Source organism: Paralimibaculum aggregatum, assembly GCF_030270585.1.
Taxonomy (GTDB): Bacteria; Pseudomonadota; Alphaproteobacteria; order Rhodobacterales; family Rhodobacteraceae; genus Thermohalobaculum; species Thermohalobaculum aggregatum.
The window spans coordinates 164,247-187,145 of record NZ_BSYI01000004.1; the positions used below are offsets into that span (position 1 = coordinate 164,247).

Annotated in this window: 15 protein-coding genes; all 15 read right to left on the reverse strand. The window is 69.0% G+C overall.

The annotated features are described in order from the left end of the window. The 15 genes from QSJ97_RS03940 to tssF all read right to left on the reverse strand — a co-directional run bounded on the left by QSJ97_RS03940 (position 1) and on the right by tssF (position 22,892). Entirely contained in the window at positions 1-789 is a 789-nt protein-coding gene (locus QSJ97_RS03940; protein ID WP_285670257.1) for a PP2C family protein-serine/threonine phosphatase, read from the reverse strand. A gap of 86 nt (positions 790-875) precedes the next feature. Continuing rightward, on the reverse strand, positions 876-4,523 hold the full coding sequence (gene tssM / locus QSJ97_RS03945; RefSeq protein ID WP_285670258.1) for a type VI secretion system membrane subunit TssM: 3,648 nt from the start codon (positions 4,521-4,523) through the stop codon (positions 876-878). Positions 4,524-4,526: 3 nt separating this feature from the next. Next, on the reverse strand, positions 4,527-6,005 hold the full coding sequence (gene icmH, locus QSJ97_RS03950) for a type IVB secretion system protein IcmH/DotU (protein ID WP_285670259.1): 1,479 nt from the start codon (positions 6,003-6,005) through the stop codon (positions 4,527-4,529). 23 nt (positions 6,006-6,028) lie between these two features. Then, positions 6,029-7,366: a type VI secretion system baseplate subunit TssK gene (gene tssK / locus QSJ97_RS03955; protein WP_285670263.1), complete on the reverse strand. Its 1,338-nt coding sequence runs from the start codon at positions 7,364-7,366 to the stop codon at positions 6,029-6,031. A gap of 57 nt (positions 7,367-7,423) precedes the next feature. After that, on the reverse strand, positions 7,424-8,092 hold the full coding sequence (tssJ, locus tag QSJ97_RS03960) for a type VI secretion system lipoprotein TssJ (RefSeq protein ID WP_285670265.1): 669 nt from the start codon (positions 8,090-8,092) through the stop codon (positions 7,424-7,426). A 54-nt stretch (positions 8,093-8,146) separates the two neighbouring features. Continuing rightward, positions 8,147-9,946, reverse strand: a complete 1,800-nt coding sequence (gene tagH / locus QSJ97_RS03965; RefSeq protein ID WP_285670266.1) for a type VI secretion system-associated FHA domain protein TagH — start codon at positions 9,944-9,946, stop codon at positions 8,147-8,149. Positions 9,947-9,968: 22 nt separating this feature from the next. Further along, a complete protein-coding gene (locus QSJ97_RS03970; protein ID WP_285670267.1) occupies positions 9,969-10,265 on the reverse strand; it encodes a PAAR domain-containing protein in 297 nt (98 codons plus the stop codon). A gap of 106 nt (positions 10,266-10,371) precedes the next feature. After that, positions 10,372-11,010 carry a DUF6931 family protein gene (locus tag QSJ97_RS03975; protein WP_285670268.1) on the reverse strand — a complete coding sequence of 213 codons (639 nt, stop codon included), beginning with the start codon at positions 11,008-11,010 and terminating at the stop codon, positions 10,372-10,374. A 16-nt stretch (positions 11,011-11,026) separates the two neighbouring features. After that, a complete protein-coding gene (locus tag QSJ97_RS03980) occupies positions 11,027-13,252 on the reverse strand; it encodes a type VI secretion system Vgr family protein (RefSeq protein ID WP_285670269.1) in 2,226 nt (741 codons plus the stop codon). A 40-nt stretch (positions 13,253-13,292) separates the two neighbouring features. Then, positions 13,293-13,598 (reverse strand): hypothetical protein, encoded by a 306-nt coding sequence (locus QSJ97_RS03985; RefSeq protein ID WP_285670270.1) that lies wholly within the window; start codon positions 13,596-13,598, stop codon positions 13,293-13,295. Then, entirely contained in the window at positions 13,598-15,661 is a 2,064-nt protein-coding gene (locus QSJ97_RS03990) for a type VI secretion system contractile sheath domain-containing protein (protein ID WP_285670271.1), read from the reverse strand. The genes QSJ97_RS03985 and QSJ97_RS03990 overlap by 1 nt, the downstream gene beginning before the upstream one ends. Before the next feature lie 159 nt (positions 15,662-15,820). Next, positions 15,821-17,086, reverse strand: coding sequence for an ion transporter (locus tag QSJ97_RS24950; RefSeq protein ID WP_352231050.1), 1,266 nt, complete (start codon positions 17,084-17,086; stop codon positions 15,821-15,823). Positions 17,087-17,267: 181 nt separating this feature from the next. Then, positions 17,268-19,973 carry a type VI secretion system ATPase TssH gene (gene tssH / locus QSJ97_RS04005; protein WP_285670272.1) on the reverse strand — a complete coding sequence of 902 codons (2,706 nt, stop codon included), beginning with the start codon at positions 19,971-19,973 and terminating at the stop codon, positions 17,268-17,270. Between the two features lie 4 nt (positions 19,974-19,977). Beyond that, on the reverse strand, positions 19,978-21,045 hold the full coding sequence (tssG, locus tag QSJ97_RS04010; protein ID WP_285670274.1) for a type VI secretion system baseplate subunit TssG: 1,068 nt from the start codon (positions 21,043-21,045) through the stop codon (positions 19,978-19,980). Then, a complete protein-coding gene (gene tssF / locus QSJ97_RS04015; protein ID WP_285670276.1) occupies positions 21,009-22,892 on the reverse strand; it encodes a type VI secretion system baseplate subunit TssF in 1,884 nt (627 codons plus the stop codon). The genes tssG and tssF overlap by 37 nt, the downstream gene beginning before the upstream one ends. Positions 22,893-22,899 lie beyond the last annotated feature (7 nt).

Below are 22,899 nucleotides of genomic sequence, written 5' to 3' on the forward strand. Positions count from 1 at the left end.
TCAGAGGCCCGAGACGACGGTGTCCTCCGGCTCCGAACCGTTGTCGGCGGCGACGCCATTGGGCGGCACCTCGACCACGATGATGGAGATGTTGTCCGCTCCGCCACCGTCGAGCGCGGCCTGGAGGAGCTTGTCGGAGACGGTCTCGATCGGCTCCGTGCGAAGCATCTGTCGAAGATAGAGGTCATCGGCATATTTGGTCAGCCCATCGCTGCAGAGCAGGAAACGGTCGCCGGGCAACACGTTGCTGCGACGCTTGTCGATCTCGAGCGCCTCGCCGACGCCCACCGCCCGGGTGATCACGTTGGAATGCGGGTGGTTCTCGGCCTCCGCATCGGTCAGCTGGCCGGCATCCACCATGTCCGCCACCAGCGAATGGTCGCGCGAGACGCGGATCAGCTCGCCCTCGCGCAGCAGATAGAGCCGGCTGTCCCCCGCCCAGAGGCAAACGAAATGCCCGCCCGCGATGATCAGCACCACCACGGTCGAGCCCATCGTGGTCCCGCCGTTGCGCACCGACATGTCGTGGATATGCGCATGGGCGGAAAGGATGGCCTCGCGCGTCGCCTGCATCAGCTCGAGCCCGGCCAGCTCGCAGGACAGCTCGGAGAGCGACTCGGTGATCGTGCTGCTCGCATAGGCGCCGTTCTGGTGCCCGCCCATACCATCGGCCACCGCCCAGACATGCAGCTCCGGAAGCGCGAGGATGGCATCCTCGTTGGCGCTGCGCACCTTGCCCACATGGGTCCGCATCGAGTAGCGGACCGGCCCGGTGATATCATAGTTCATGCCGGCCCCCCCTTCCGGAGGCCCGATCGCGCGCACCTCCACACCGCCCGTCGTCTCGTCGTCGCCCCCGGCATCCGGCCCGGTCCTCAAAGCGACTTCACGCAGCGGAAGCTGCGCATCGCAGGCAGCGAGAACGGGTTCAGCGCCGACCCTGCCCGGAGTTGGAACACCGCGATCCGCCCGCCGATGTTGAACACCACGCGCGAGCGGTCGGACACGTTGGTCCGGCGCACCTCGGCCGAGTCGAGCAGGCGGAACCAGGCCCAGGGGCCTTCCTGGCTCATCGAGTTCTCGGCGCTGGGAAGCTGCGGCGTGAAGGCGATGCGGGTGCGCCCGCCGGCCGAGCCCGGCCAGGTCATCGGCGTCACCTGCGGCACCTCATGGGCGTATTCGAGCTGCTGCCCCTCGACCTCGAGCGTCACCGAGGTGGCCTTGCTGTCGAGCGCGAAGGGCTTGAGATCGAAGGTCACCTTGGGCAGCCCGGCGCCGAGGAAGAAGCTGTCGCGGATATCGCCGGCATGCTGGAACTGGGTCAGCACCGCCGCCGAGATGCCGAGATCGGCCCCGCCGACGCGCTTCCAGCGCCAGGGTTTCGAGGTGGTGTCGACATATTCGAGCAGGTTCTTGGTGAAGAAGCTGTCGATCATGCCGCCCGGGCCGAAGAGCTTGCCGAAGTCCTGCAGCGCCATGTCCGAGCGCGAGGTGCGCGCGAAGGGATAGCGCCCGTTCATCGTCTTCTCGCAGAACGGCAGCACGGTGGCCTGCCAGCGCTTGTTGAGCGCATCCCGCGTGGTGCCGGCCGCGAAGCCGCCGGTGGCGTTCACCACCTGCATCGCCCAGCGCTTGAGCGGGCCCTGGTCGAACTCCGGCTCCTGCGCGGTCTCCTTCAGCTCGATCACCGCGCCGCCCTCGGCCGCCGGGGTCAGCCCGGAGCCGCGGCTCATCTGGTTGAGCTCGTTGTTGACGTCGCTGATCTTCTGCAGGAGGTCGTCGACCCGCGAGGGCACGCCCGGCCCCGGCGGCGCGGCGAGATCGCGGAGCCAGGCGAACTGCTCCTCGACATACTGCCCCGGCGGCGGCGGCGCCTCGGCCGAACCGCTCCCGCCCGGCGAGGACGAGCTGCTGAGCGCGCCGAGGATCGCCGCAGTCTGCGCATCGAAGGAGGCGAAGAAGTTCTGCTCGACCACGGTGGCGGCGGTGTCGATCGCCTCGCCGCCGCCATCTAGCAGCGAGGGCGAGCCCGGCTTGCGGGTCAGCTCGGTCTGGCGCGCGGCATCCTCGAGGATGTTCTTGATCGGCGAGTTCGCCCCCGAGAGGATGTTGGTGATGCGTACCGCATCGTTGATCGAGGCCGGCGGGATGATGTCGATATCCGCCAGCACCTGGTCCCAGCGGTTGACGTAGTCGTCGTAGTAGAGGTTGAGCACGTCGCGGGTGAGCCGGCCGAGGGCGTCCTCGTCGAGCTCGGCCGCGCCGATCTCGCCCAGCACCCAGGCCTCGCGGCGCATCCGGTCCGCCACCTTGAGCGCCTCGCCGACGAAGACCTCGGTCCAGCCCTTGTAGGTGTAGATGCCCTCGACCCCCTCGGAGAGCGGATCGCCCGAGGGACGGATCAGCACCCGCGTGGTCTGCGGCCCGCCGGCATCGGTGATCCGCCAGTCCGGCACCTGCTTGGCCGCCGGGCTTGAGATGATCGCCTTGTAGATGCGCTCCGCCAGCGGCCGGTCGGCCAGGCGCTGCTGCACCAGCTCGACGAGGTTGCCGTTGAGCGGCAGCTCCTGCATCGGCTGGTCCATCAGCGCGGTGAGATGCACCATCAGGTCCTCGCGGAGCTGCGCATTGGCCGGCCCCGGGAAGGCGAGCGACCAGTCCGCCAGCATCCAGCGCTGGACCATCTCCTTGTCGACGCTCGGCGCGCGCAGGCCGAGCGTGAGATAGACCTTGAGCCCCTCGTAGATCAGATCGGAGGCATTGATGTTCGACTCCATCTGCTTCTCGAGGCGCAGCAGCAGCCGCGGCAGCAGCAGCTTGTTGAGCCCGGCGCGGTAGCTCTGCGCCGACTCGGTGCCGATCGCGTCGCCCTGGTAGAGCCCCCAGGTCAGCTCGAGCGGCGGCTCGGGGTCGTTCACCGTCGGGTTGCCGGGCATGTCGCGCAGGATGTTGAGCGCGGGCACCACGGAGGCGACGTCGATATCCTCCACCGGGTTGATCTGGATGCCGGCAACCGCCTCCTGGTAGCGCTCGATATCCGAGCGCGACATCGCCAGCAGCTCGTCATTGCCGAGATAGCTCATGGTCCAGAGCGCGCCGAAGACGCCGGCCACCAGGATGCCCGCCGTCACCGCGCCGCGGAAGATCCACTTGTAGCGCCGCTCCACCTTGTCGTCGGCCGAGACCAGCCCGGCCTCGCCGAAGATCACGTCGGAGAGCAGCGTGGTGAGGAAGTAGCTCTTGCCCTGCCCCTGCCCGGTGCCGACCGCCTGGCGCCCGATGCCGAAGGCCTGCGCCATGCCGCGCATCAGCCGGTCGATCGGCGTGCCCTCCTGCGTGCCGGAGGTGAAATAGACCCCGCGCACCAGCTGGCGATCCTCGAAGGCGCTGTCCTGGAAGACCTCGCCGAGGAACTCCTTGGCGACGCCGCGCAGCGACTCCACCTGCTGCGAGAAGCCGTAGATCAGCGACCGCCGGCGATGGTCCACCTCCTGCTGCAGGAGCTCGATGGTGCGGTCGTTGAGCCGGGCCAGCAGCGCGTCGAACTCCTGGTCGAAGGACCTGAGCGGCGTGCCCTCGGCATCCTTCTTCTCGAGCGGCAGGGTGAAGCCCCAGACCTGCTCGCGCTCCTCCTTGCTGAGCCGGTCGTAGAACTCGGCGAAGCCGGCCATCAGGTCGGCCTTGGTGAACAGCACATAGACCGGGAAGCGCACCCCCAGCTTCTCGCGCAGCTCGCGCAGGCGGGTGCGGATCGCCAGCGCGTGGTTGCGCCGGGTCTGCTCGTCCTGCAGCGAGAGGTCGGAGAGCGAGATCGCCACCATGGCGCCGTTGATCGGCTGGCGCTTGCGGTTCTTCTTCAGCAGGTCGAGGAAGCCGATCCAGGACTTGCTGTCCTGCGCCTCGTCGCTCTCCTGCGTGGTGTAGCGCCCGGCGGTGTCGATCAGCACCGCCTCGTTGGTGAACCACCAGTCGCAGTTGCGCGTGCCGCCGACGCCGACCACCGCGGCCTTGCCCATCTTGTCGGCGAGCGGGAACTTGAGCCCGGAATTGACGATCGCGGTGGTCTTGCCCGCGCCCGGCGGGCCGATGATGATGTACCAGGGCAGCTGGTAGAGCGCCCGCGCCCCGCCCTTGCCGCCGAGCTTGGACTTGCGCAGGATCCCGAGCGCCTGCTTCATCCGCCCCTGCAGCTCGGCGATCTCGCCCTTGGCCGCCTCGTCGGAGGGGTCGATCTCCGCCACCGCCTCGGCCGGCTGCTTGGCGATGTCCTCCTCGAGATTGCGCTCGCGCCGCCGGCGCAGCCAGAACACCACGATCAGCGTGATGATCAGGATCACCACGAAGATGCCGATGGCGATCAGCCGGCTGAGTTCGGTGTCGAGCGGCCGCCATTCGTCGATGGTCAGCATCGGGCCGAACATCCAGATGACCGCGATCATGGCGCCGCCGAAGAGCAGCACCAGGCCCACGGTGGACCGCATGAACCGCTCGAAGACGAAGAGGATGTTGCTGAAGATGTTCATGACTCAGCTCGACTTGATGAGGACAATCTCGATGCGTCGGTTGCGCGCCTTGTCCTCGCGCGTCCGTTCGGGAGTGACCAGCGGTTCCTTGTCCGCCCGCCCCTCGGCCCTCAGCCTGCTCGGATCGAGCATCACCGCCTGCAGCCGCTGCATCACCGCTTCGGCCCGCTTCAGCGAGAGCGCGGTGTTGTTCGGGAAGCGCGAGGTGCTGATCGGGTCGCCGTCGGAATGGCCGACGACGAGCACCTGCCCGGGATGCACCGGCACCGGGTCGAGCTCCTCCGGGCTGGTCCTCTGGCGCGGATCCTCCTTGCGCTTGGCAAGCTCCTCGCCGATCCGCTGCACGAGCTGCTCGTACTCAGGCTGCAGCCGGTCGGAGGCCGAGGCGAACATGCCGGCGCCCTTGATCCGCACCGTCACCGTGTTGCCCTTCTCGATCACCTCGACGAGGCCGGCCTCGACCTCGGGCTTCAGGAAGCCGCTGATCTGCGCGAACTGGCTGACCTCGACATCCTTGGCGCCCGGCGGCGGCGGCGGCGGCGGGGGCGGCGGCGGCGGTTCGGGCGCGACGCGCGCGAAGCCGACCGGCGCGCTCGGCACCAGCGAGGCCAGCTCGCCCTGCACCCGCTCGGTCTGCCCGCCGAGCAGCCAGGTGAAGGTCAGGAACATCAGCACCAGCAGCGCTCCGGTGCCGCCCGAGATCATCCAGATCGGCGCCCAGGCCGAGAGCGGCCGGTGCGGCACCCCGGCCCCCTGCCAGCGCGGCGAGAGCCCGCGCTCGATATCCCCGCGCTGGCTGCGGATCAGCCGGGCGAGGTTGTCGCGCAGGGTGTAGTGCTTCTCCGGCCCGCCGGCGTCGATGCCGGAGCGCAGCCGCCCCTCGAAGCCGAGCGAGAGGCAGACATAGAGGAACTCCAGCAGCTCGCGATGCCGCCCCGGCTCCTTCTCGAGCCGCTCGAGCAGGTCGAACACCCGGTTGCCGCCCACCGCCTCCTTGTGGAAGGTGATCACGAGCGACTGCTTGTTCCAGCTGCTCTGCCCGCCCCAGGGGGTGTTGAGCACCACATCGTCGATGGTGGCGCAGATCAGGTAGCGCGCGATGCGCAGCTGCTGCACCTCGACACCCTGTTCCAGCGCGCGCTGCTCGAAGGCGCGGATCTCGCGCACCACGCTCTGGTGCAGCGCCTCGGGGTTGGCGTGCTGCGCCCGGTTGCGGATGCGGCCGACCAGCGCGAACAGCGGCGCCGCGGCGGCGGTCATCTTGTTGATGCCCGAGAGCGCCGCGTCGATGCCGACGCTGGCCCCCGCGGCGGTCGCCTGCGGCGCCACCATGGCCTGCTGCGGCGCGGCGGGCTGCGGCGCGCCGGCCGGGGGATAGTTCGGCGCCGGCTGCTGGGGCGCTGCGGGCCGCTGCGGCTGGATCGGGCGGATGACGGTTTTCTCGGTATCGCCTGGTTCGGCAAACGGATCGTCCTGGCTCATCTCAAGCCTCCCGGTTCAACGCGCTAGTTGCGGATCGCCCATAGCTCCAGGGTCAAGCCGGGGAAGTCGCCGGCCACGAAGATGGCGAGGCCCCCGGATGTGCTCAGCTGCTTCCACTTAGGACTATCGCTGTCCAACTCGAAATACACAACACCTGCATGGAACGGGATCTGCCGCGGCGCGACGGGCATCGGCCGCAGCCCGACACCGCCGAGGGCCGAGTTGACCAGCGTGCGGATCTCCTCGACCGGCCCGATCGTGGCCTGGTCCGGCATCAGCCGGCGCACCTTCTCGGCCGGGATGTCGGCCCTGGCGGCGAGCACGAAGGTCGCCCCCGTGAGCAGCCGCTTGTCGGCGATCACGCCCACCCGCACGCCGTATTTGCGCTCCTCGAGCGGGATCGCCACGGCGCGGTCGTCCATGGTGGTGGAGAGATACTGCCGCAGCGCCCGCATCACCGGCTGGAATACCGTGGTCAGGTCGGCATGGTCATAGGCCGGAAACTCCGGCACCCGCTTGTCCGGCGCCATGAAGGCGGCATACTCGCCCGCCAGCTCGCAGCAATAGGCATAGACCCGCTCGGGATGCGCGTTTTCGATGCTGCCGAGATGGCGGATCGTCGGCAGCGCCCGGTTGCTGATGATCAGCAGCAGGAAATCCGCGATATCCGCCGCCCCGCGCGCGCCGGAGGTTGCCGAGAGCCGCTCCGCCAGCGACTTGCCGCGCTGGTTCACCATGCCCTCGAGCTCGCGCATGAAGCCGGCCAGCGCCGGCGCGGCGCGCATGTCCATCACCGTCGGGATGAAGGCGCGGTCGAGCACCAGCGAGCCGTCCGGGCGCACCTCGATCACCCGCGCCACCGGGATCGCCAGCATGTCGGAGAGGTCGTCCATGTCGAGCGCGAGCGCCAGGCGCATCTTGCCGATGGCGATGGTGACCGGCCGGCGATCGCGGCCGGCCACGTCGCTGACCTCGATCTCCTCGGCGGAAAAGCGCGCCGCCGTGGGCTCGGATTCGTCGAGCACGATCTCCATCGCCCCCTGCCGGCGCATCGGGATGGTGAGGTAGACCACGGTGTTCTTGGCCTCCGCCGGCACATCCATCGCCGGCGGGTGCATGTCGGCCTGCGGCACCCGGAACGAGGCCCCGTCCGGGGTGATCCCGGCACAGGACTTCACCGCGAGCTTGCCGATCTTCAGCACGTCGTCGTCGAGCACGAACTCGGTGAGCCCCCAGGGATAGGGGGTCGCCGCCCGCGTGACCTGTCCGACAAGCGCCTCGGTATAGCGCGTCTGCTGCTGCAGATGGTGGGGCTGCAGAAACAGCCCCTCATTCCAGATGACCTTGTTGTCCCAGGACACGTTGTCTTCCCCGTCTTCCCCTCAGGCGTCGCCCGGCAGGCGTCGCATCGTCCGTCCTCAGCCCCCGAAGGCGGAGGTGATCGACGAGGCCGCATCGGTCGCGGCCCCGGTGGCCGCCCCCGTCGCCGCCTCGGTGGCCGCGCCGGCGGCCGCCTCCTGCGCCGCGCCGAGCGCCGCATCCGCGCCCCCGGCCGCCGCGCCGGCACCGGCCTCGACCGCCGCGCCGGCCACGTCGCCGGCCGCCTTGGCCAGAGGATCGGCGCCGCCGCCCCCGCCCGCGCCGAACTTCGCGCCGCCGCCGTCGATGGTCAGCGCCACCGCGTTCGGCGCCCGCGGCGCGAGATCCCCGGTGGCGCGCCAGCCCGGCTGGTCGATGTTGCGCAGCCCCACCACGGCGCCGATATGCGGCACCGCGCGGTCGAAGGTCTTGGTGTCCTCGACGCTCTGCCCCGGTGCCAGCAGATACTCGTCCACCGTCACCAGATCGGCGCCCAGCGTCGCCGGGCCGTTGTCGTAGAGCGCAAAGAAGTCCTGCGCCTTGAAGTTCGCATCGGCGGTCAGATAGTAGACCTTCACCTTGGCCGGCACGCCGCCGTTCATGGCCGGGCCGCCGGTGATCTTCAGCGCCACGGTGGTCGGCTGCGGCGGCGGCGGCGGCTCGGCGCAGCCGGCCAGCGCCAGGACCAGGCCGAAGCCGATGAGGGAGAGCGGGCGGGCAGAGAGCATGGGTCGGATCTCCTGTCGCTTGTCGGGCCGCGGCGGACCCGTGGGGCTGGGCGTCTAGAGCTTCTTGAGCTGCTGTTCGTAGGCGCGGGCGAACTCCCGGCCGAAGAGGTTGTGGAAATCGTCCTCCGCCTCGCGCGCGATCTCGCCATAGAGCTCCTCGTAGAGCTCCCAGTAGCGCGCCTTCTTGTTGCCGAGCAGGCCGCCGACGCCGCTGCTGGAGCGCTCCAGCCGGCCCTCGAGCGCCGCCGGGTCGAGCCGCACCAGGATCGCCTTGAGCGCCGCCTGGATACCCGACATCATCGCGACCTCATGCGCCTTGATGTCCTGCAGCGCCTGCGCGGCGGAGCGGTCGCTCGGCAGGTAGCCGGGCACCGCCGGGCGCACCATCGCCTCCATCGCCTGCTCGGGGCTGACCGAGAACTTGAGCGGGTTGTTGCCCTCGGCCTGGATCTGGGTCTGGCTGACGCGGAGCTCGTCCTTGAGCGATTTTCGCGTCATCAGCACTTCGCGCAGACCCACCACCATGGTGCGGAAGGCGAGCCCGGCGCGCTCCATCGTCGCCTCGAGCTCGGCATCGGAGATGTTGAGGTTCTCGGTCCCGGCGGCGCGCAGGAAGGCCCGCGCGGCATCGCCGCCGCCCGCCGGCGCGCCGCCGGGAGCGGGCCGGGCGGCCGGCGCCGGCCGGGGTTGCGGCTGCGGTTGCGGCTGTGGCTGCGGCTGTGGCGGGGCCGCCGCGGGTGGCGGTGCGGGGTCGGGCAGGGGCGGCAGCTCGGGCGCCGGAGCCGCCGCCGCGGCCGGCGGCGGGACTTCTGCCGCAGGCGCCGCGGGAACCGCGGGCATTGCGGGCGGCGCGGCCTTTGGCGGCGGCGCGAAGGGCGCCTCCTCCTCGTCCTCGAGCGGCGGCAGGTCGAGCGCATCCTGCGCCGGCGCAGGCGGTGCCAGATCGCCGAGCGGGTCGCCGCCGATGCCGCCGCCGGGCGGCCCCCCTGCCCCGGCCGCCGGCTTTGCCGAAGGCGGCGCGATCGGGCCGCCGAACTCGTCCTCGAAATCGTCCGGGATCAGCGCGCCGCCGCGCGCGGGCGCACCGCCGCCGGGCGCGCCGCCATGGGTCTCGGGCGGCTTGAAGTGGTGCTCCATCTCCGGCACGTGGTCGCCCCGCGAGCCCTGCTTGAACCAGGCCTCCTCGTCGGCCTCGCCGCCGGGCCCGAGGATGTCGTCATCCGGCAGCATGCCGGCGCGCATCGGATCGCCGCGCACCTCCTTGCCACCGGGCCCGGCGAGCGGGTCGTTGGGGCGGAACGGGTCCTCGTCGTCCGGTATCAGCGAATCCTCCGGCAGGAAGGCGCCGCCGGCACTGCCCCGCGAACCGCCGCCGCCGGGGCCGTCGAGAATGTCCATCAGGTCGCCGCCGACCGGGTCCTCGATCTCCTCGTTGGCGGCCATCGGGCCGCGCCCGCCGACACCCTGGGCGATCGAGGTCGCCTCCACCGGCGGCGGCAGGTCGTCGAGCGGATCATGCTGCGGCCAGGCGCCGAGATCCTGCGCGATCTCCACGCGCAGCTCGTACTGCCCCATGGTGATGATGTCGCCATCGGTCAGCGGCATCGGATGGTCGCCCACCCGGTCCGCGGCATGGTTGATGAAGGTGCCGTTGGCCGAGGTGTCGATCAGGAAATAGTCGTTGCCGCGCTGCTCGATCACGCAGTGGCGCTTGGAGACGAAGCGCTCGGGATCGGGCAGCACGATGTCGTTCTCCTCGCTGCGCCCGATGGTGAGCGCTCCGCCGGTCATCTCGGTCGGGCCGAGATCGCCCGGGATGACCCCCGAGCCGGTGGGCCGAAGCGTGAAGCCCATTTACGTCTCCCCAAATCTTCCGTCAGCCACCGAGCGGCACCGTCGGCGCGCCGGGGGCCGCGATCAGTCCGCCATGCGCCGCGCGGCCGCACGGCCATGCCTGCGGCCGGCAGCCGGCCCGCACCGCGGCCGCGCCCCCGACGATCATCGCCGGAGCGCCGACGCGGATCGCCCGGCCGCCCGGCCGGGACCGGGCCATGAAGGATGCCGGCGCGGCGGCCGGCCCCTGCGGCTCCTGTGTCACGCCGGCATGCGGCACGGCCCCCGCCACCGCCGGACAGGCGACGACATCGGTGAACCGGGCGGCCGGCAGCGTCATGGTCGCGTTCCTCCTCCTCGCGGCGGCACGGCAACCGCCCCGACAGTCTGCCCGCAGGACGCCGCGCAGGCAAGCCGCCCGCCTCGCCCGCCGCCGCATGCCGGCCTCATTCCGCGGGTTCGGGCTCCGGCTCCGGAACCGGGATCGCCTTGCCGTTGCCGCCCTTGGCGATGTCGAGCCCGCGCTCGATCAGCATCCCCATCCAGACCAGCCCGTCGACATCGCCGGCGACGTCGAGCGAGGCCAGCACCTGTCCGAAGACCACGTTGCCGAAGATGCCGGGCGGCACCTCCATGTCCTCGAGATCGTCCGGCCCGTAGGTGCCGGAGGCATAGACCGCGCCCAGCGCCGCGAGGATCGACGGATCGTCCTGCGGCGCCTTCTGCGTCGCCTCGAAGGCCTTGCGCCGGTTCTCGTCGCTGGGCTTGAAGACCCAGCTCTCGGCGGCGAAGAGCGGCCCCTCGGTCAGGGTCTCGCCGTGGCCCACCACGTCGCGCGCCGAGAGGCAGCTCCACCACACCGCCTCGCGCGGCGGCAGGGTGTGGGAGAGCACCTTGAGCATGTCGACCTCGGCCGAGAGCGAGAGCCCGCGCTGGCCCTCGAGCGCCTGCAGCAGCTCCCCGATGCTGGCCCTCGGGTCCACGGTCAGCCTGGTCTCGAGCTTGGTGTTGGTCGCCTTCATCACCGCCAGGCCCGGCCGCTCCGGCATCTTCTTGAGGCCCTCGAACATCATGGCGTCGATCATCGCATGCCTCCGTGCCTCAGTTGATCTTGACCACGGGCGCGCCGACCATGACCATCCCGGTGCCGGTCACCTCTGCCTTGCCACCCAGCAGCTTGGCCGAGGCCGACCCGTTGATCTCCACCTGCACCGAGCTGATCGAGATCTTGCTCGGGGTCATCTCGATGGTGGAGCCGCCGCATTTCAGCGTGATCTTCGAGTTCGCCTTGGTGGTGATCTTCTGCGTCACCGTGGTGGACTGCGACTTGCTGACGGTGATGTCCTGGTTGCCGGAGATCGTCGAGGTCTGGTCCTTGGCGATGGTCTCGATGTGGTTGGCATTGACCGTTACCGTCCGGTCCTTCTCGACCGTGTAGTCCTCCTTGCCCTTCGAGACGGTGAACTTGTGGTCGCCCTCGTTCAGCGTCTCGGTCAGGCTGTTGTGGATGGTGATGGTGACGTCGCCCTTGTCCTTGTGCTCCAGCCCGTAGGTGTATTCCGCGTTGTTCTTCACGATCGACTTGAAGTCGCGCTCGGACTGGAAGCGGACGAACTCGGCGTTCAGCTTGTCCTCGAAGACCAGCTCGTGGAAGGTGCCGGCCTTGCCGCCCTTGGTGGAGCGCGTGGTCCAGCCCATCATGGTCTTGTTCGCCGGCAGCGCCGAGGCCAGCGAGTTGCCGTCCTCGTCCTGGCTGGTCAGCGTCGCCTTGGCCTCGTCCTTGCCGCGGAAGGTCGGATAGGTCTTGGCGTTGTTGAACAGCATGCCGACGATCATCGGCCGGTCGGGGTCGCCCTCCTCGAACTGCACGACGACCTCCTGGCCGACCCGCGGGATCCACTGCATGCCCCAGCCGGCGCCGGTCCAGGGCTCGGCCTTGCGGATCCAGCAGCTGTCGTTCTCGTTGCGCTCGCCGAGGCGGTCCCAGTGGAAGTGCACCTTCACCCGGCCATAGGCATCGGTGTAGATCTCGTCGTCCTGCGGGCCGACCACCGTCGCGGTCTGCAGCCCGGCGATCACCGGCCGGCGGCAGGGATAGGGCGGGCGGAACTCGTTGCCCACCGTGCCGCCATGCTTCTGCGCCGCGAACAGCACGCGATAGGGCCGCGGCGCCTGCGGATATTTCCCGTCCTCCTCCTCCGGCCCCTCGGCGCGCATCTTGGAGAACTCGTGGCGCAGGTTGCGCCCGAGCAGCGTGTCCTTCAGCGCGCCGTCGTCGTAGTCCGACTCGATCTGCATCTGATGCACGGCCTCGACCACGAAATACTCGATGTTGAGCGACTCGCGGACATGCTTGGCGAGGGTGAAGCGGTGCCCGGTGGCGAGCCAGCGCACGCTGCACTCGCCGCTGAAGCGCCGGAACTGCGCCGCATGCGCCTGCTGCCGGGTCTCGGTGATGACCGTCCCGATCGTATCATCGTAATACCGTCCCGGGTAGTCGTAGACCTCGTACTTGTTGTGCAGCGTGTATTCCGGCGTCGCCTTGCTGGTGAGCATCAGCTCGGTGTTCGGCTTGCGGAAGTCGAAATCGTTCAGCGTCACCTGGGCGGTATGCACATGGGCATATTCGCTCCAGTCCCAGACGAAGTCGGGCCGGGTCTGGGCGGCGTCGTCCTCCTTGTGGAACTCGAACTCCTTCGGCTCGTGGTCGGGCAGCTGCGCCGCCGCGCCGACGAGGTGGACGATGTCCTTCCCGCTCTCGTGCTTGACGTAGTAGGTGATGCCCTCCTCGACCATCAGGCGGTAGACGAAGTCGTAATCCGTCTCGCGATACTGCACGCAGAACACCCGCTGGTCCGCGCCGCGCCCCGAGAGGCTCGCCTTGGAGAGGTGGTTGGTGCTCTCGAAGCCGTATTCCGAGAACACCGCGGTGATGATCTCCTCGGCGCTCATGTTCTGGAAGATCCGGCAGTCCGTGGTCCGGGTCAGGAACCAGAGCCAGTTGCGGCAGCGTGCCGAATACAGCGCCTCGCCCTCGAGCACGCGCTCGAAGCTCACCTCGATGATATGCGCCGTGAAGTACTTCGTGGTGTCGATGCCGTTGTCGGGGTCCTTGATCTCGAGCTCGATCGTGATCAGCTTGCCGACCATCGTGTTGACATCGACATCCTTGCCGGCCGTGCCCTCGATCATGAAATCCATGTCGAGCTCGGTGATCTGCGAGAGCCCCTCGCGCACCTCGGCACGCACCAGCTTCGCCTTCTCGTGCGGCTCGAACCCGGCGGAGAACTTTATCGAACGCCCTATGCGTTGCACATCCTGGGGCATCGCGTTGTCCTTTCCTCAGAAAGCGGACCCGAGCCTGACGTCAGAGCTCGGGGTAGATGTCCACCACGCGCTCCTCCGAGCGCATGTTCGCCATTGCCATGGCGTTGATCATCCAGAGATCCCCCAGATCCACGTCGTCCGGCACCACCCGGTTCAGCTTGCGCGGGTCGTCGATCACCACGCAGCCGATCGGCCAGGGCACATCGCTCTCGCCGCGCAGCATCCGCTGCAGATACGCATCCCCCCGCCACAGCCAGAAGCGCTGGTTCATGGAGACGATCACGATCTCGTAGCGGTCCCAGGGCTTCTCGCTGCCGCCATCGCCTTCGCCGGTGTTCATATCCATCACAGGTCCTTCAGTAGCGCGTCCAGTTCGTCATCGACCGCGTCGTCGTCCTCAGCCGGCGCCTCATCCTCGTCGGAGAACGAGGCGAGCAGCGCGTCGAGGTCGTCGTCGCCGCCCTCTTCCTCGGCGCCCGCGTCCTCGGCATCCTCGGCAGGCGCCTCCTCCTCGGCCGCGGGCTCGTCCAGGCTGGCCAGCATCGCGTCGAGATCGTCGAGATCCGCGACCTCCTCATCCTCTGCCGGCGGGTCGAGCGTGGCGAGCAGGGCGTCGAGATCGTCGGTGCCCTTCTCCTCCTCCTCGCTCATCGGCTCGGTGTCCTCGGGCGGATCGTCGAGGCTCGCGAGCAGCGCATCGAGATCGTCGTCGTCCCCGCCCGGCAGGAGCGGCGGCTCCTCCTCCTCGGGCTCCGCAGCCGCCGCGACCTCGGCCTGTGCGGGCGCCGCCGCCGCCGCAGGTGCCGCCGCCCCCGCAGCCGCCGCCGTAACGGTCGCCGCGCGGGCCTTCGCCGCCGCCGGCCCGCCGACCGCGTTTTCCGACCAGGGACCGGCCAGTTCGCCGCCCGCCAGCGAGCGGAAGGAGCCGAGCCGCACCTCGTTGCGCCCCTGGAGCGAGATCACCGGCATGAAGCTCCGCTGCGAGGCCTCCGCCACCGTCTTCTCGGTCAGCAGCCGCTCGGTGCAGGGCAGCGCGATCTGGTCGCCGTATTCGTCGTTGATGTAGTAGAACGGGATGTCGTCGAGGGTCATCACCTCGCCGAGCTTGACCTTGCCCGAGCCCTTCACCCAGGCCGCGCCGAGCAGCGCCCCGACCAGCACCGCCGGGTTGGCCCAGAGCATGCCCTTGAGCCCCTCGCGCCGGGTAAACTCCTCGAAGTCGAAGGGGTCCACCGGATCGGTCCGGCTGCCATAGGGTTGGCGCAGCATGAAGCGCGGCGCGGCGAGCGCGACATAGGCCGCCTCCGGCAGCGCCCGCAGCTTGGCGAAGGCGTCCTTCACCAGCGGGTGCAGGTCGTCGGTCTTGGTGTCGAAGACCTTCGAGGTGATCGAGGCGACGAAGGGCGCGTCCATATAGGCCGCGATCTTGGCGATCCGCCCGAGCAGCTCGGCATGCGGCGGCGTCTCCTCGAACTGGTAGAGCCCGATCACCGCCGAGATCCCGCCCTGCGCGATGTCGAGGCCCGGCTTCTCGGCCAGCATGCCGAACATGCCGCTCTCCGAGAGGTCGCTGGCCACCGCGAGATCGATCGCCAGCTCCTCGGCGGCGACGTCGTAGACCACGATCTCCAGCCCGCCGCCGGTCTCGATGCGCCGGGCCAGCAGGTCGAGCGAGCGCCAGGCGCTCTCCACCGCCTGGAAGTCCGGGCTGTGCAGGAGCCCGCGCATCATCGCCGAGAGCGCCTCGTCCACCGCCGCGGTCATCGCCGGGATGTCCGGGTCCGGCGCCTTCACCACATAGGGTGCCACCATCTGCCTGATGATGTCGTCCGCCGAGCTCACCGCGGGCCTGGCCTCGGCCTCGGCGCCGATCAGCTGGGCAAACTCCGAGAGCTTGAGATCCGCCGGCACCTGCGCGCCCTTGGCGCGGCGCCGCGGCGGCTGGGTGCGCCCGCCGAGCTCGGCCCCGAGCGCGCGCAGCTCCTCGAGCACGCTGTCGGCCCGCCCGCGGGTCACCATCATGCGCAGGTTCTGCAGCTCCTGGAACGCCTCGACATTCTCGTAGAGCTCGTCCGGGTGCAGGTCATCGATGCTGCCGAGCTCGACCTCGACCGCGCCGCCCCCCGGCCCGATCGGCAGCGTCAGCTGCGTGCGGAACCGCGAGATCACCTCGTCGATGGTGTCGACATCCAGCTTCATCGGCTTGCGCTTGGCCAGCTCCTCGCCGACCTCCAGCATGCCGCGATTGGCGCGCGCCGAGAAATCCCCCAGAACCGCGATGCGGAACTTGGTGCGGGGCTCGGCAACGCCGGCCGGACTGTCCGGCACCGTCAGGGTGCCGAAATCCAGCTCCCCCTCCGGTCGGTCCGGGTCCTCGGCCCCCTGGGGTTCAATATCCGTCGCGACCATGCCAGCCTCCGAAAATACCGCCTTTCCGCGCCCAAGTTCCCGCGGGCCCGGCCCCCTCCAAAGTGCCGGCAGACAGGTGCTTGCCCGCAGCCGGCCTTCCCCAAGGTTGTCGCACCCAAGCAGCTGGTGCGCAAGCTTCTTGCCCCGTTGCGGAGCCGATCAGGCGCCGCCGTGTGGCCCCCGATCCTGCGCCTCGGCAAGCTGGATCGACAGCCGCCGGATATCCTCGTGCATCGCCTCGATCTGCTCCGCCACCGCGGCGTTCTCGGTGCGCACCAGATCGCGCAGCCGCTCGAGCTCCTCCTCGGTCTCGGCCTCCACCGCCGCCTGCATCGCGTTCACGAGGATACCGATGAAGAGGTTGAGCACCGCGAAGGCCGTCATCGTGATGAAGGGCACGAAGAAGGCCCAGGCCCAGGGGAAGACCTCCATCACCGGGCGCACGATGCCCATCGACCAGCTCTCCAGCGTCATGATCTGGAATAGCGAGTATAGCGACTCGCCGAGCGTGCCGAACCATTGCGGGAAGGCCTCGCCGAACCACAGCGTCGCCATGATGCCGAAGATGTAGTAGATCACGCCCAGCAGCAGGGTGACCGCGCCCATGCCGGGCAGCGCATCGACCAGCGCCATCACCACCTCCCGCATCTGCGGGATCGCCGACATCACCCGCAGCGCCCGGATCACCCGCATGCCGCGCAGCACCGAGAGCGTGTCGGTCTGCGGCAGCAGCGAGACGATCACCACCACGAGGTCGAAGAGGTTCCAGGCGCTGGCGAAGAAGCGCATCCGGTAGGCGTAGAGCTTGAGCAGCATCTCGACGACGAAGATCAAGATGACGATCTTGTCGATGATCTCGACGATCAGCAGCGACTCCTGCGAAAGCTTCTGGCTGGTGGTGACGCCGAGCAGGAAGCCGTTGAGCACGATCACCGCGAGGATGAAGTTGCGCGCCTCCGGCCGCTCCAGCACCGCGCGGATCCGCGCCCGCGCCGAATTGGGGTCGAGCCCCTCGAGCTCCTCGAGCGCCGCATCCTGGCTGTTGAGCGAGCGATAGGCCGAGACCAGCCGCAGCGCCCGCGCCACGCGCACCAGCCGCAGCATCGACATGTTGCCGATCGCCGGCACCAGAGCCACGATCACGATAACCAGGTCGAAGATGTTCCACGGCGAGCGGAAGAACGAGCCGCGATAGGCATAGAGCTTCAGCGCCATCTCGAGCACGAAGACGCCGAGGCTGAACTTGTGGATGCCGACGAAGATGTCGCTGAACTCGCCGGTCAGGGTCTCCGACTGGCCGAGGATCAGCGCGACGACATTGAGGATGATGACCGCGAAGATCGCGTTGTTGAAGGGCGCGCTGTCCACCATCTGGCGCACGCGCTCGCGAGGCCCAATCGGCTCCTCGGCATTCTCGCTGGCCATCGGCGCCCTCCCCCCGGCATCCGCATGATGCGCCCCCGGAGACATTCCGGGCGCGCAGTGCAGGGTGTTACGCGAACTTCCTCAACCGGATTGTTCGCAAAATTACGCAGAAAACGCAACCCTTTGACGCGGCGTCGCGGGGTGATGCGACACACCGCGGCACCGGCTGCGCCCGCCTGTCTCAGCCGAACTCGTAGGCGAAATCGCCCTCGGCGATATCGACCGACACCCGCTTGATCTCCTCGCCCTCCATCATCCGGCGCAGGAACTCGCCCGAGATCGCCGGCAGCATGGTGTTGGTCAGGATCGCGTCGATCATCCGCCCGCCGCTCTCGAGCTCCTGGCAGCGGTTGACGATGGTCTCCACCACCGCGTCGGTATACTCGAACGGCACGCCGTGGCTCTCCTTCACCCGCTTCTGGATGCGGCCGAGCTGCAGCTTGGTGATCTCGGCGATCATGTGCGGGCTGAGCGGATAGTAGGGGATCGTCACCAGCCGCCCGAGCAGCGCCGCGGGGAAGACCTTGAGCAGCGGCTCGCGCAGCGCCTTGGCGATGCCCTCCGGCTCCGGCAGCAGGTCCGGGTCGGAGCACATGTCCATGATCAGGTCCGAGCCGACATTCGAGGTCAGCAGGATCAGCGTGTTCTTGAAGTCGATCAGCCGGCCCTCGCCATCCTCCATCACGCCCTTGTCGAAGACCTGGAAGAAGATCTCGTGCACGTCCGGATGCGCCTTCTCGACCTCGTCGAGCAGCACCACCGAATAGGGCTTGCGCCGCACCGCCTCGGTGAGGATGCCGCCCTCGCCATAGCCGACATAGCCCGGCGGCGCGCCCTTCAGGGTCGAGACCGTATGTGCCTCCTGGAACTCGCTCATGTTGATGGTGACGATGTTGGTCTCGCCGCCATACATCGCCTCGGCCAGGGCGAGCGCGGTTTCGGTCTTGCCGACGCCGCTGGTGCCCGCGAGCAGGAAGACGCCGATCGGCTTGTTCGGGTTGTCGAGCTGGGCGCGGCTGGTCTGGATGCGCTTGGCGATCATGTGCATCGCGTGGTCCTGCCCGATCACGCGCTTGTTCAGCACGTTGGCGATGTTCAGGACATTGGCGATCTCGTCCTTGACCATGCGGCCGACCGGGATGCCGGTCCAGTCCGCGACCACGCCGGCCACCGCGCCCTCGTCGACGATCGGCAGGATCAGCGGGCTCTCGCCCTGCAGCGTGTGCAGCTCGGCCTGCTTGGCCCGCAGCTCGGCGACCACCTCGGCGCGCTCGGCCTCCGACATCTCGGAGCCCTCGGGCGGCTCGACCGCCTCGGCGCCCTCGACCGCGCCGCCGCCCTCGCGCAGCTTGGCGCGCAGCTCGAGGATGGTCTCGACCAGCGCCTTCTCCGCCGCCCAGCGTTCCTCCAGCGTGTCGAGCCGGCCCTGCTCGTCGGCACGGGCGCCGGAGATCGCCTCGCGCCGGTCGGTCACGTCGAGCCCGGCGCTCTCGTCGCGCCCGATGATCTCAAGCTCGGTGTCGAAGGCCTGGATGCGGCGGCGGCTGTCATCGACCTCCGCCGGAACCGCGTGCTGGCTGACCGCGACGCGGGCGCAGGCGGTGTCGAGCAGGCTGACCGACTTGTCCGGCAGCTGCCGCGCCGGGATGTAGCGCGCCGAGAGCTTGACCGAGGCGGAGAGCGCCTCGTCCAGCACCTGCACCTTGTGGTGGTTCTCCAGCATCGAGGCGATGCCGCGCATCATCAGGATCGCCTTGTGCTCGTCCGGCTCGTCGACCTTCACCACCTGGAAGCGGCGGGTGAGGGCCGGGTCCTTCTCGATATGCTTCTTGTACTCGGCCCAGGTCGTCGCGCCGATGGTGCGCAGCGTGCCGCGGGCGAGCGCCGGTTTCAGCAGGTTGGCCGCATCGCCGGTGCCTGCCGCCCCGCCGGCGCCGACCAGCGTGTGGGTCTCGTCGATGAAGGTGATCACCGGGGTCGGGCTCGCCTGCACCTCCTCGATCACCGAGCGCAGGCGCTCCTCGAACTCGCCCTTCATCGAGGCGCCGGCCTGCAGCAGCCCGACATCGAGCATCAGCAGCCGCGCCTCCTTCAGCGCCGGCGGCACGTCGCCCCGCGCGATGCGGTTGGCGAAGCCCTCCACCACCGCGGTCTTGCCGACGCCCGCCTCGCCGGTGAGGATCGGGTTGTTCTGGCGCCGCCGCATCAGCACGTCGACGATCTGGCGGATCTCCTCGTCGCGGCCGACGATCTCGTCGATCTCGCCCTTGCGCGCCTTCTCGGTGAGATCGACGCAGAACTGCTTGAGCGCCTCCTCCTTGCCCATCTGCGCCGGCGCCATCGCGCCGCTGGCCTCGCCCGGCACCGCGCCGCCGCCGACCTGGGTGCCGTCCTTCGGGTTCAGGTGGTCCTCCGGCGAGCCCTCGACGATCCTGTCGAAGCTCTCGTCGAGCTCGTCCGCCTTGACCTTCTTGAACTGCCCGGAGATCGCGTTCAGCACGTTCATCAGGTCCGGCGTCTTGGCCATGCCGAGGATCAGGTGGCCGGTGCGCACCACCGGGGACTTGTGCCCGAGCGAGGCATAGACCCAGGCCCGCTCCACCGTCGCCTCGAGATGGTGCGAGAGATCCGAGATCGAGGAGGCCCCGCGCGGCAGGTTGTCGAGCGCCGCGGTCAGATCGCGCGCCAGCCCCGCCGCATCGAGCTCGAAATGCTTGGCGATGCGGTGGATGTCGCTGTCCTGGTGCTGCAGGATCTGATGGACCCAGTGCACCATCTCCACATACGGATTGCCTCGCATCTTGCAGAACACCGTGGCGCTCTCGATGGCCCGGTAGCCGAGCGAGTTAAGCTTACCGAACAAGGCAACGCGGCTGATCCCTGCCATGACCTCAAGTCCCCTCTGGTGATTGTGATTGCTGGACGTCCCTGTCGAAATAGAGCTGTGGCGCGAGCATCATGTCCTCGGCATCGGTGTCCGATTTCCGCTCGCCGAGCCACGTGGTCCATCCGAGCTCGCCCTGCTGCCCGAGGATGGCCCTTGGCACCTCGTCGGCCTTGAGCACCAGCGACACCTCCCAGTCGAGCTGGTCGCCGTGGTAGTTCCGCACGATCGAGACCAGCCGGCGCAGGCTCTCGCCGCCCGGCAGCAGCCGGCGGTAGCCGCGCAGCGACAGCGGCCCGATGCGCACGCGGAACTTCGCCTGGCGCGACCAGACCCGCTCGCCGACGGTGATCGAGCGCCCGAGCCGGCCCTTCGGCCGGCGCCCGCCCATGGCGAACAGGTCCACCTTGTCGAGATAGAGATAGGAGCCGACGAAGCTCTCGATGCTCACCTTCGCGCCGAAGAAATGCGAGATGATGGCGAGCAGCCCCTCCTCGTTGCGCGGCCCGTGCGAGAACCGGCCGGAGAAGTTGTACTTCGCGACATCCGGCAGCGCGTCGCGGTCGGCAAGGGCGGCGCCCTTGATGCCGGCCACCGCGGCGACCTTCGCGGCAAAGGGATCGTCGTCGTGCCGGTCGAAGTTGGGCGCCGGTTCGGCCGAGGCCCAGGCCCGGTAGAACAGGCTGATCATCCGGTGGTGGAACATGTTGGCGAAGGCCACCAGGGTATGATCGCGGTGGTTGTACTTGCGGTTGTGGGCGTATTCCGTGAGATGCAGCGGCAGCGGGCCATGCGGCCCCCAGAGCCCGAGGACATGGGCGATCAGCCGGTCCGGCGCACCGTCCTTGCCGCGGACGAAGCTGCGCACGGTGGAGGGCGGGAAGGCCAGTTCGGGATCCTGGCCGAGACGCACCGGGTCCTGCTCCGGACGCCGCGAGCGGCCCAGCCGGGGCTTGTCCAGATGGGCTGCCTCGATCAGGCGGATCGCCTGAAAGAAGTGGTAGACCTCGGGCTCCTTCGCCAGCGCGTCGAGACGCGTCAGATCAAGAGGCGCCCGCCGCTCCTCGCTTGCCATCGGGCGATCTCCCCTCGATCCTGGCTTCGGATAACCGTTTCGGTGAAGCTGTTGAGCGCGACGTATTTCGCGAAGAAGCGCTCCAGCACCGCGCCCAGCAGATAGCAGCTCGAGCCCTCGAAGGCGCTCTCGTCGAACTCCACCGTCACCTCGATGCCGCGCACCGCGGTCGAGAGCACGGTGTCGCGCATCCGCCGCACGATGGGTTTCGAGCCGACCCCGACGACCCCCTCGAGCTGCTTGTTGATCGCGCGGTCGCCGAGCGGCGAATAGATCGCCAGCATCTCGCGCAGCGCCTGCCCGCCGCCGCCCCGGTCGGTATCGGCGATGGAGAGGTAGTTGAGGCTGAGATGGCTGATGATCCGCCAGGCGCTGTCGCCCTGCGCCAGCGACTGCCGCGGCCGCGTCGGCGAGACCACCGCCCGCACCTCCGAGACCGGCCCGCCATCGGGCATGTAGAAATCGGTCTTGCCGCCGCCGATCGAGAGGATCAGCGGCAGGTCGCGGTTCGTGCACACCGCCGTCACCGCGAGCTGGTCGATCCCCTTCGGATAGGGGGCGTTGTTGGGGTCGACCAGGCTGAGGAAGATCTCCGAGCCGAGATAGGAGGTCCGCGCCCCCTTCAGCCGCTGCTTCTCCGAGCGCTGGCGCATCCGCCGCTTGGCCGCGTAATAGGCCTCGTGGCTGTCGCCGGCGGCGGTGATGTCGTCGGTGCTGTAGAAGGGCCGGAACTCCAGATCCTCCTCGCCCTGGTCGGAGACGCCAATCACCTTCTTGAGGTGATGGATCTCGAAATCCAGCGGCGAGGTCCGGTCCGGCACCACATGGCACTCGTTGTCGCGCTCGCGCAGATGCACCCGGTCGCAGCGCTTGTCGAAGAGATTGATCGCCGGCGTCGCGAACAGCTCGAAATTCGAGGGCTGCACCGCATCGCGCAGCTCCGACATGGTGTCGGAGAGCAGGACATAGAGATCCATCTCCGGCGCATCGGCCCGCGCCACCCCGGCACGCAGCTCGGAGAGCCGCATGAAGAAGAAGCGCTGCGGCATGGCGAAGTATTCCTGCAGCAGCCGGTAGCCGTCGAAGCTCTGCCCCGGATAGGGCAGCAGCGCCTCCTCCGGCTCGAAGCCGATCGGGGTCACCGGACGATCGCCCAGCCGCTGCACCCAGTCGTTCCGCCGCACGGTCGAGCGCGCATAGAGCCCCACCGTGTCGCGCGACATGGTCTCGTAGAGCCGCCAGGGCTCCGGGCCGCTGCCGGAGAGGAACAGCGTCAGCCGGTCGAGCTCGAGCGACGAGATCGGCTCGCCATCGGTGTGCTGCAGCCGCAGCCGGATCGCCGCGCGCGCATCCTCCTCCTCGCCGAGCCCGGCCGCCACCAGCGCGCCGCGCCCGTCGATATACTCCGCCTCGGAAATCCGGATCGGCCAGAGTGTGACGTCATGCGCGGTGCGGAAGACGCAGGGCGTGGTCACCTCGCCGTCGCGCAGCGGCGAGCGCAGCCGCGACCCGGCGGGAACCCTGAAGCCGGCCTCGAGCCCGCCCTGGGCCTGGTCGGGGATCAGCTTGACCACCATCATCGATGGCGTCGGCGCGGTATAGTGCGGATAGACGATCTCCAGCAGGTGCTGCGTGAAGGTCGGATACTGCAGCGAGAGCTCGAGCTGCACGCGGGCGGCGAGGAAGGCGAAGCCCTCGAGCATCCGCTCGACATAGGGGTCGAAGACCTCGAGCCCCTCCATGCCGAGCCGCGAGGCGATCTTGGGATAGGAGGCCGCGAACTCGGCGCCCATCTCGCGGATGAAGGCCAGCTCGTCCTCGTAGTGCTTCAGTAGGCGGGTATCCATGCCGGCG

What these genes read in the sequence shown, in the direction of transcription:
- QSJ97_RS03940 (WP_285670257.1), bottom strand. Translation starts at nt 789, where the DNA reads ATGAACTATGATATCACCGGGCCGGTCCGCTACTCGATGCGGACCCAT.
- tssM (WP_285670258.1), bottom strand. Translation starts at nt 4,523, where the DNA reads ATGAACATCTTCAGCAACATCCTCTTCGTCTTCGAGCGGTTCATGCGG.
- icmH (WP_285670259.1), bottom strand. Translation starts at nt 6,005, where the DNA reads ATGAGCCAGGACGATCCGTTTGCCGAACCAGGCGATACCGAGAAAACC.
- tssJ (WP_285670265.1), bottom strand. Translation starts at nt 8,092, where the DNA reads ATGCTCTCTGCCCGCCCGCTCTCCCTCATCGGCTTCGGCCTGGTCCTG.
- tagH (WP_285670266.1), bottom strand. Translation starts at nt 9,946, where the DNA reads ATGGGCTTCACGCTTCGGCCCACCGGCTCGGGGGTCATCCCGGGCGAT.
- QSJ97_RS03970 (WP_285670267.1), bottom strand. Translation starts at nt 10,265, where the DNA reads ATGACGCTGCCGGCCGCCCGGTTCACCGATGTCGTCGCCTGTCCGGCG.
- QSJ97_RS03975 (WP_285670268.1), bottom strand. Translation starts at nt 11,010, where the DNA reads ATGATCGACGCCATGATGTTCGAGGGCCTCAAGAAGATGCCGGAGCGG.
- QSJ97_RS03980 (WP_285670269.1), bottom strand. Translation starts at nt 13,252, where the DNA reads ATGCCCCAGGATGTGCAACGCATAGGGCGTTCGATAAAGTTCTCCGCC.
- QSJ97_RS03985 (WP_285670270.1), bottom strand. Translation starts at nt 13,598, where the DNA reads ATGGATATGAACACCGGCGAAGGCGATGGCGGCAGCGAGAAGCCCTGG.
- QSJ97_RS03990 (WP_285670271.1), bottom strand. Translation starts at nt 15,661, where the DNA reads ATGGTCGCGACGGATATTGAACCCCAGGGGGCCGAGGACCCGGACCGA.
- QSJ97_RS24950 (WP_352231050.1), bottom strand. Translation starts at nt 17,086, where the DNA reads ATGGCCAGCGAGAATGCCGAGGAGCCGATTGGGCCTCGCGAGCGCGTG.
- tssH (WP_285670272.1), bottom strand. Translation starts at nt 19,973, where the DNA reads ATGGCAGGGATCAGCCGCGTTGCCTTGTTCGGTAAGCTTAACTCGCTC.
- tssG (WP_285670274.1), bottom strand. Translation starts at nt 21,045, where the DNA reads ATGGCAAGCGAGGAGCGGCGGGCGCCTCTTGATCTGACGCGTCTCGAC.
- tssF (WP_285670276.1), bottom strand. Translation starts at nt 22,892, where the DNA reads ATGGATACCCGCCTACTGAAGCACTACGAGGACGAGCTGGCCTTCATC.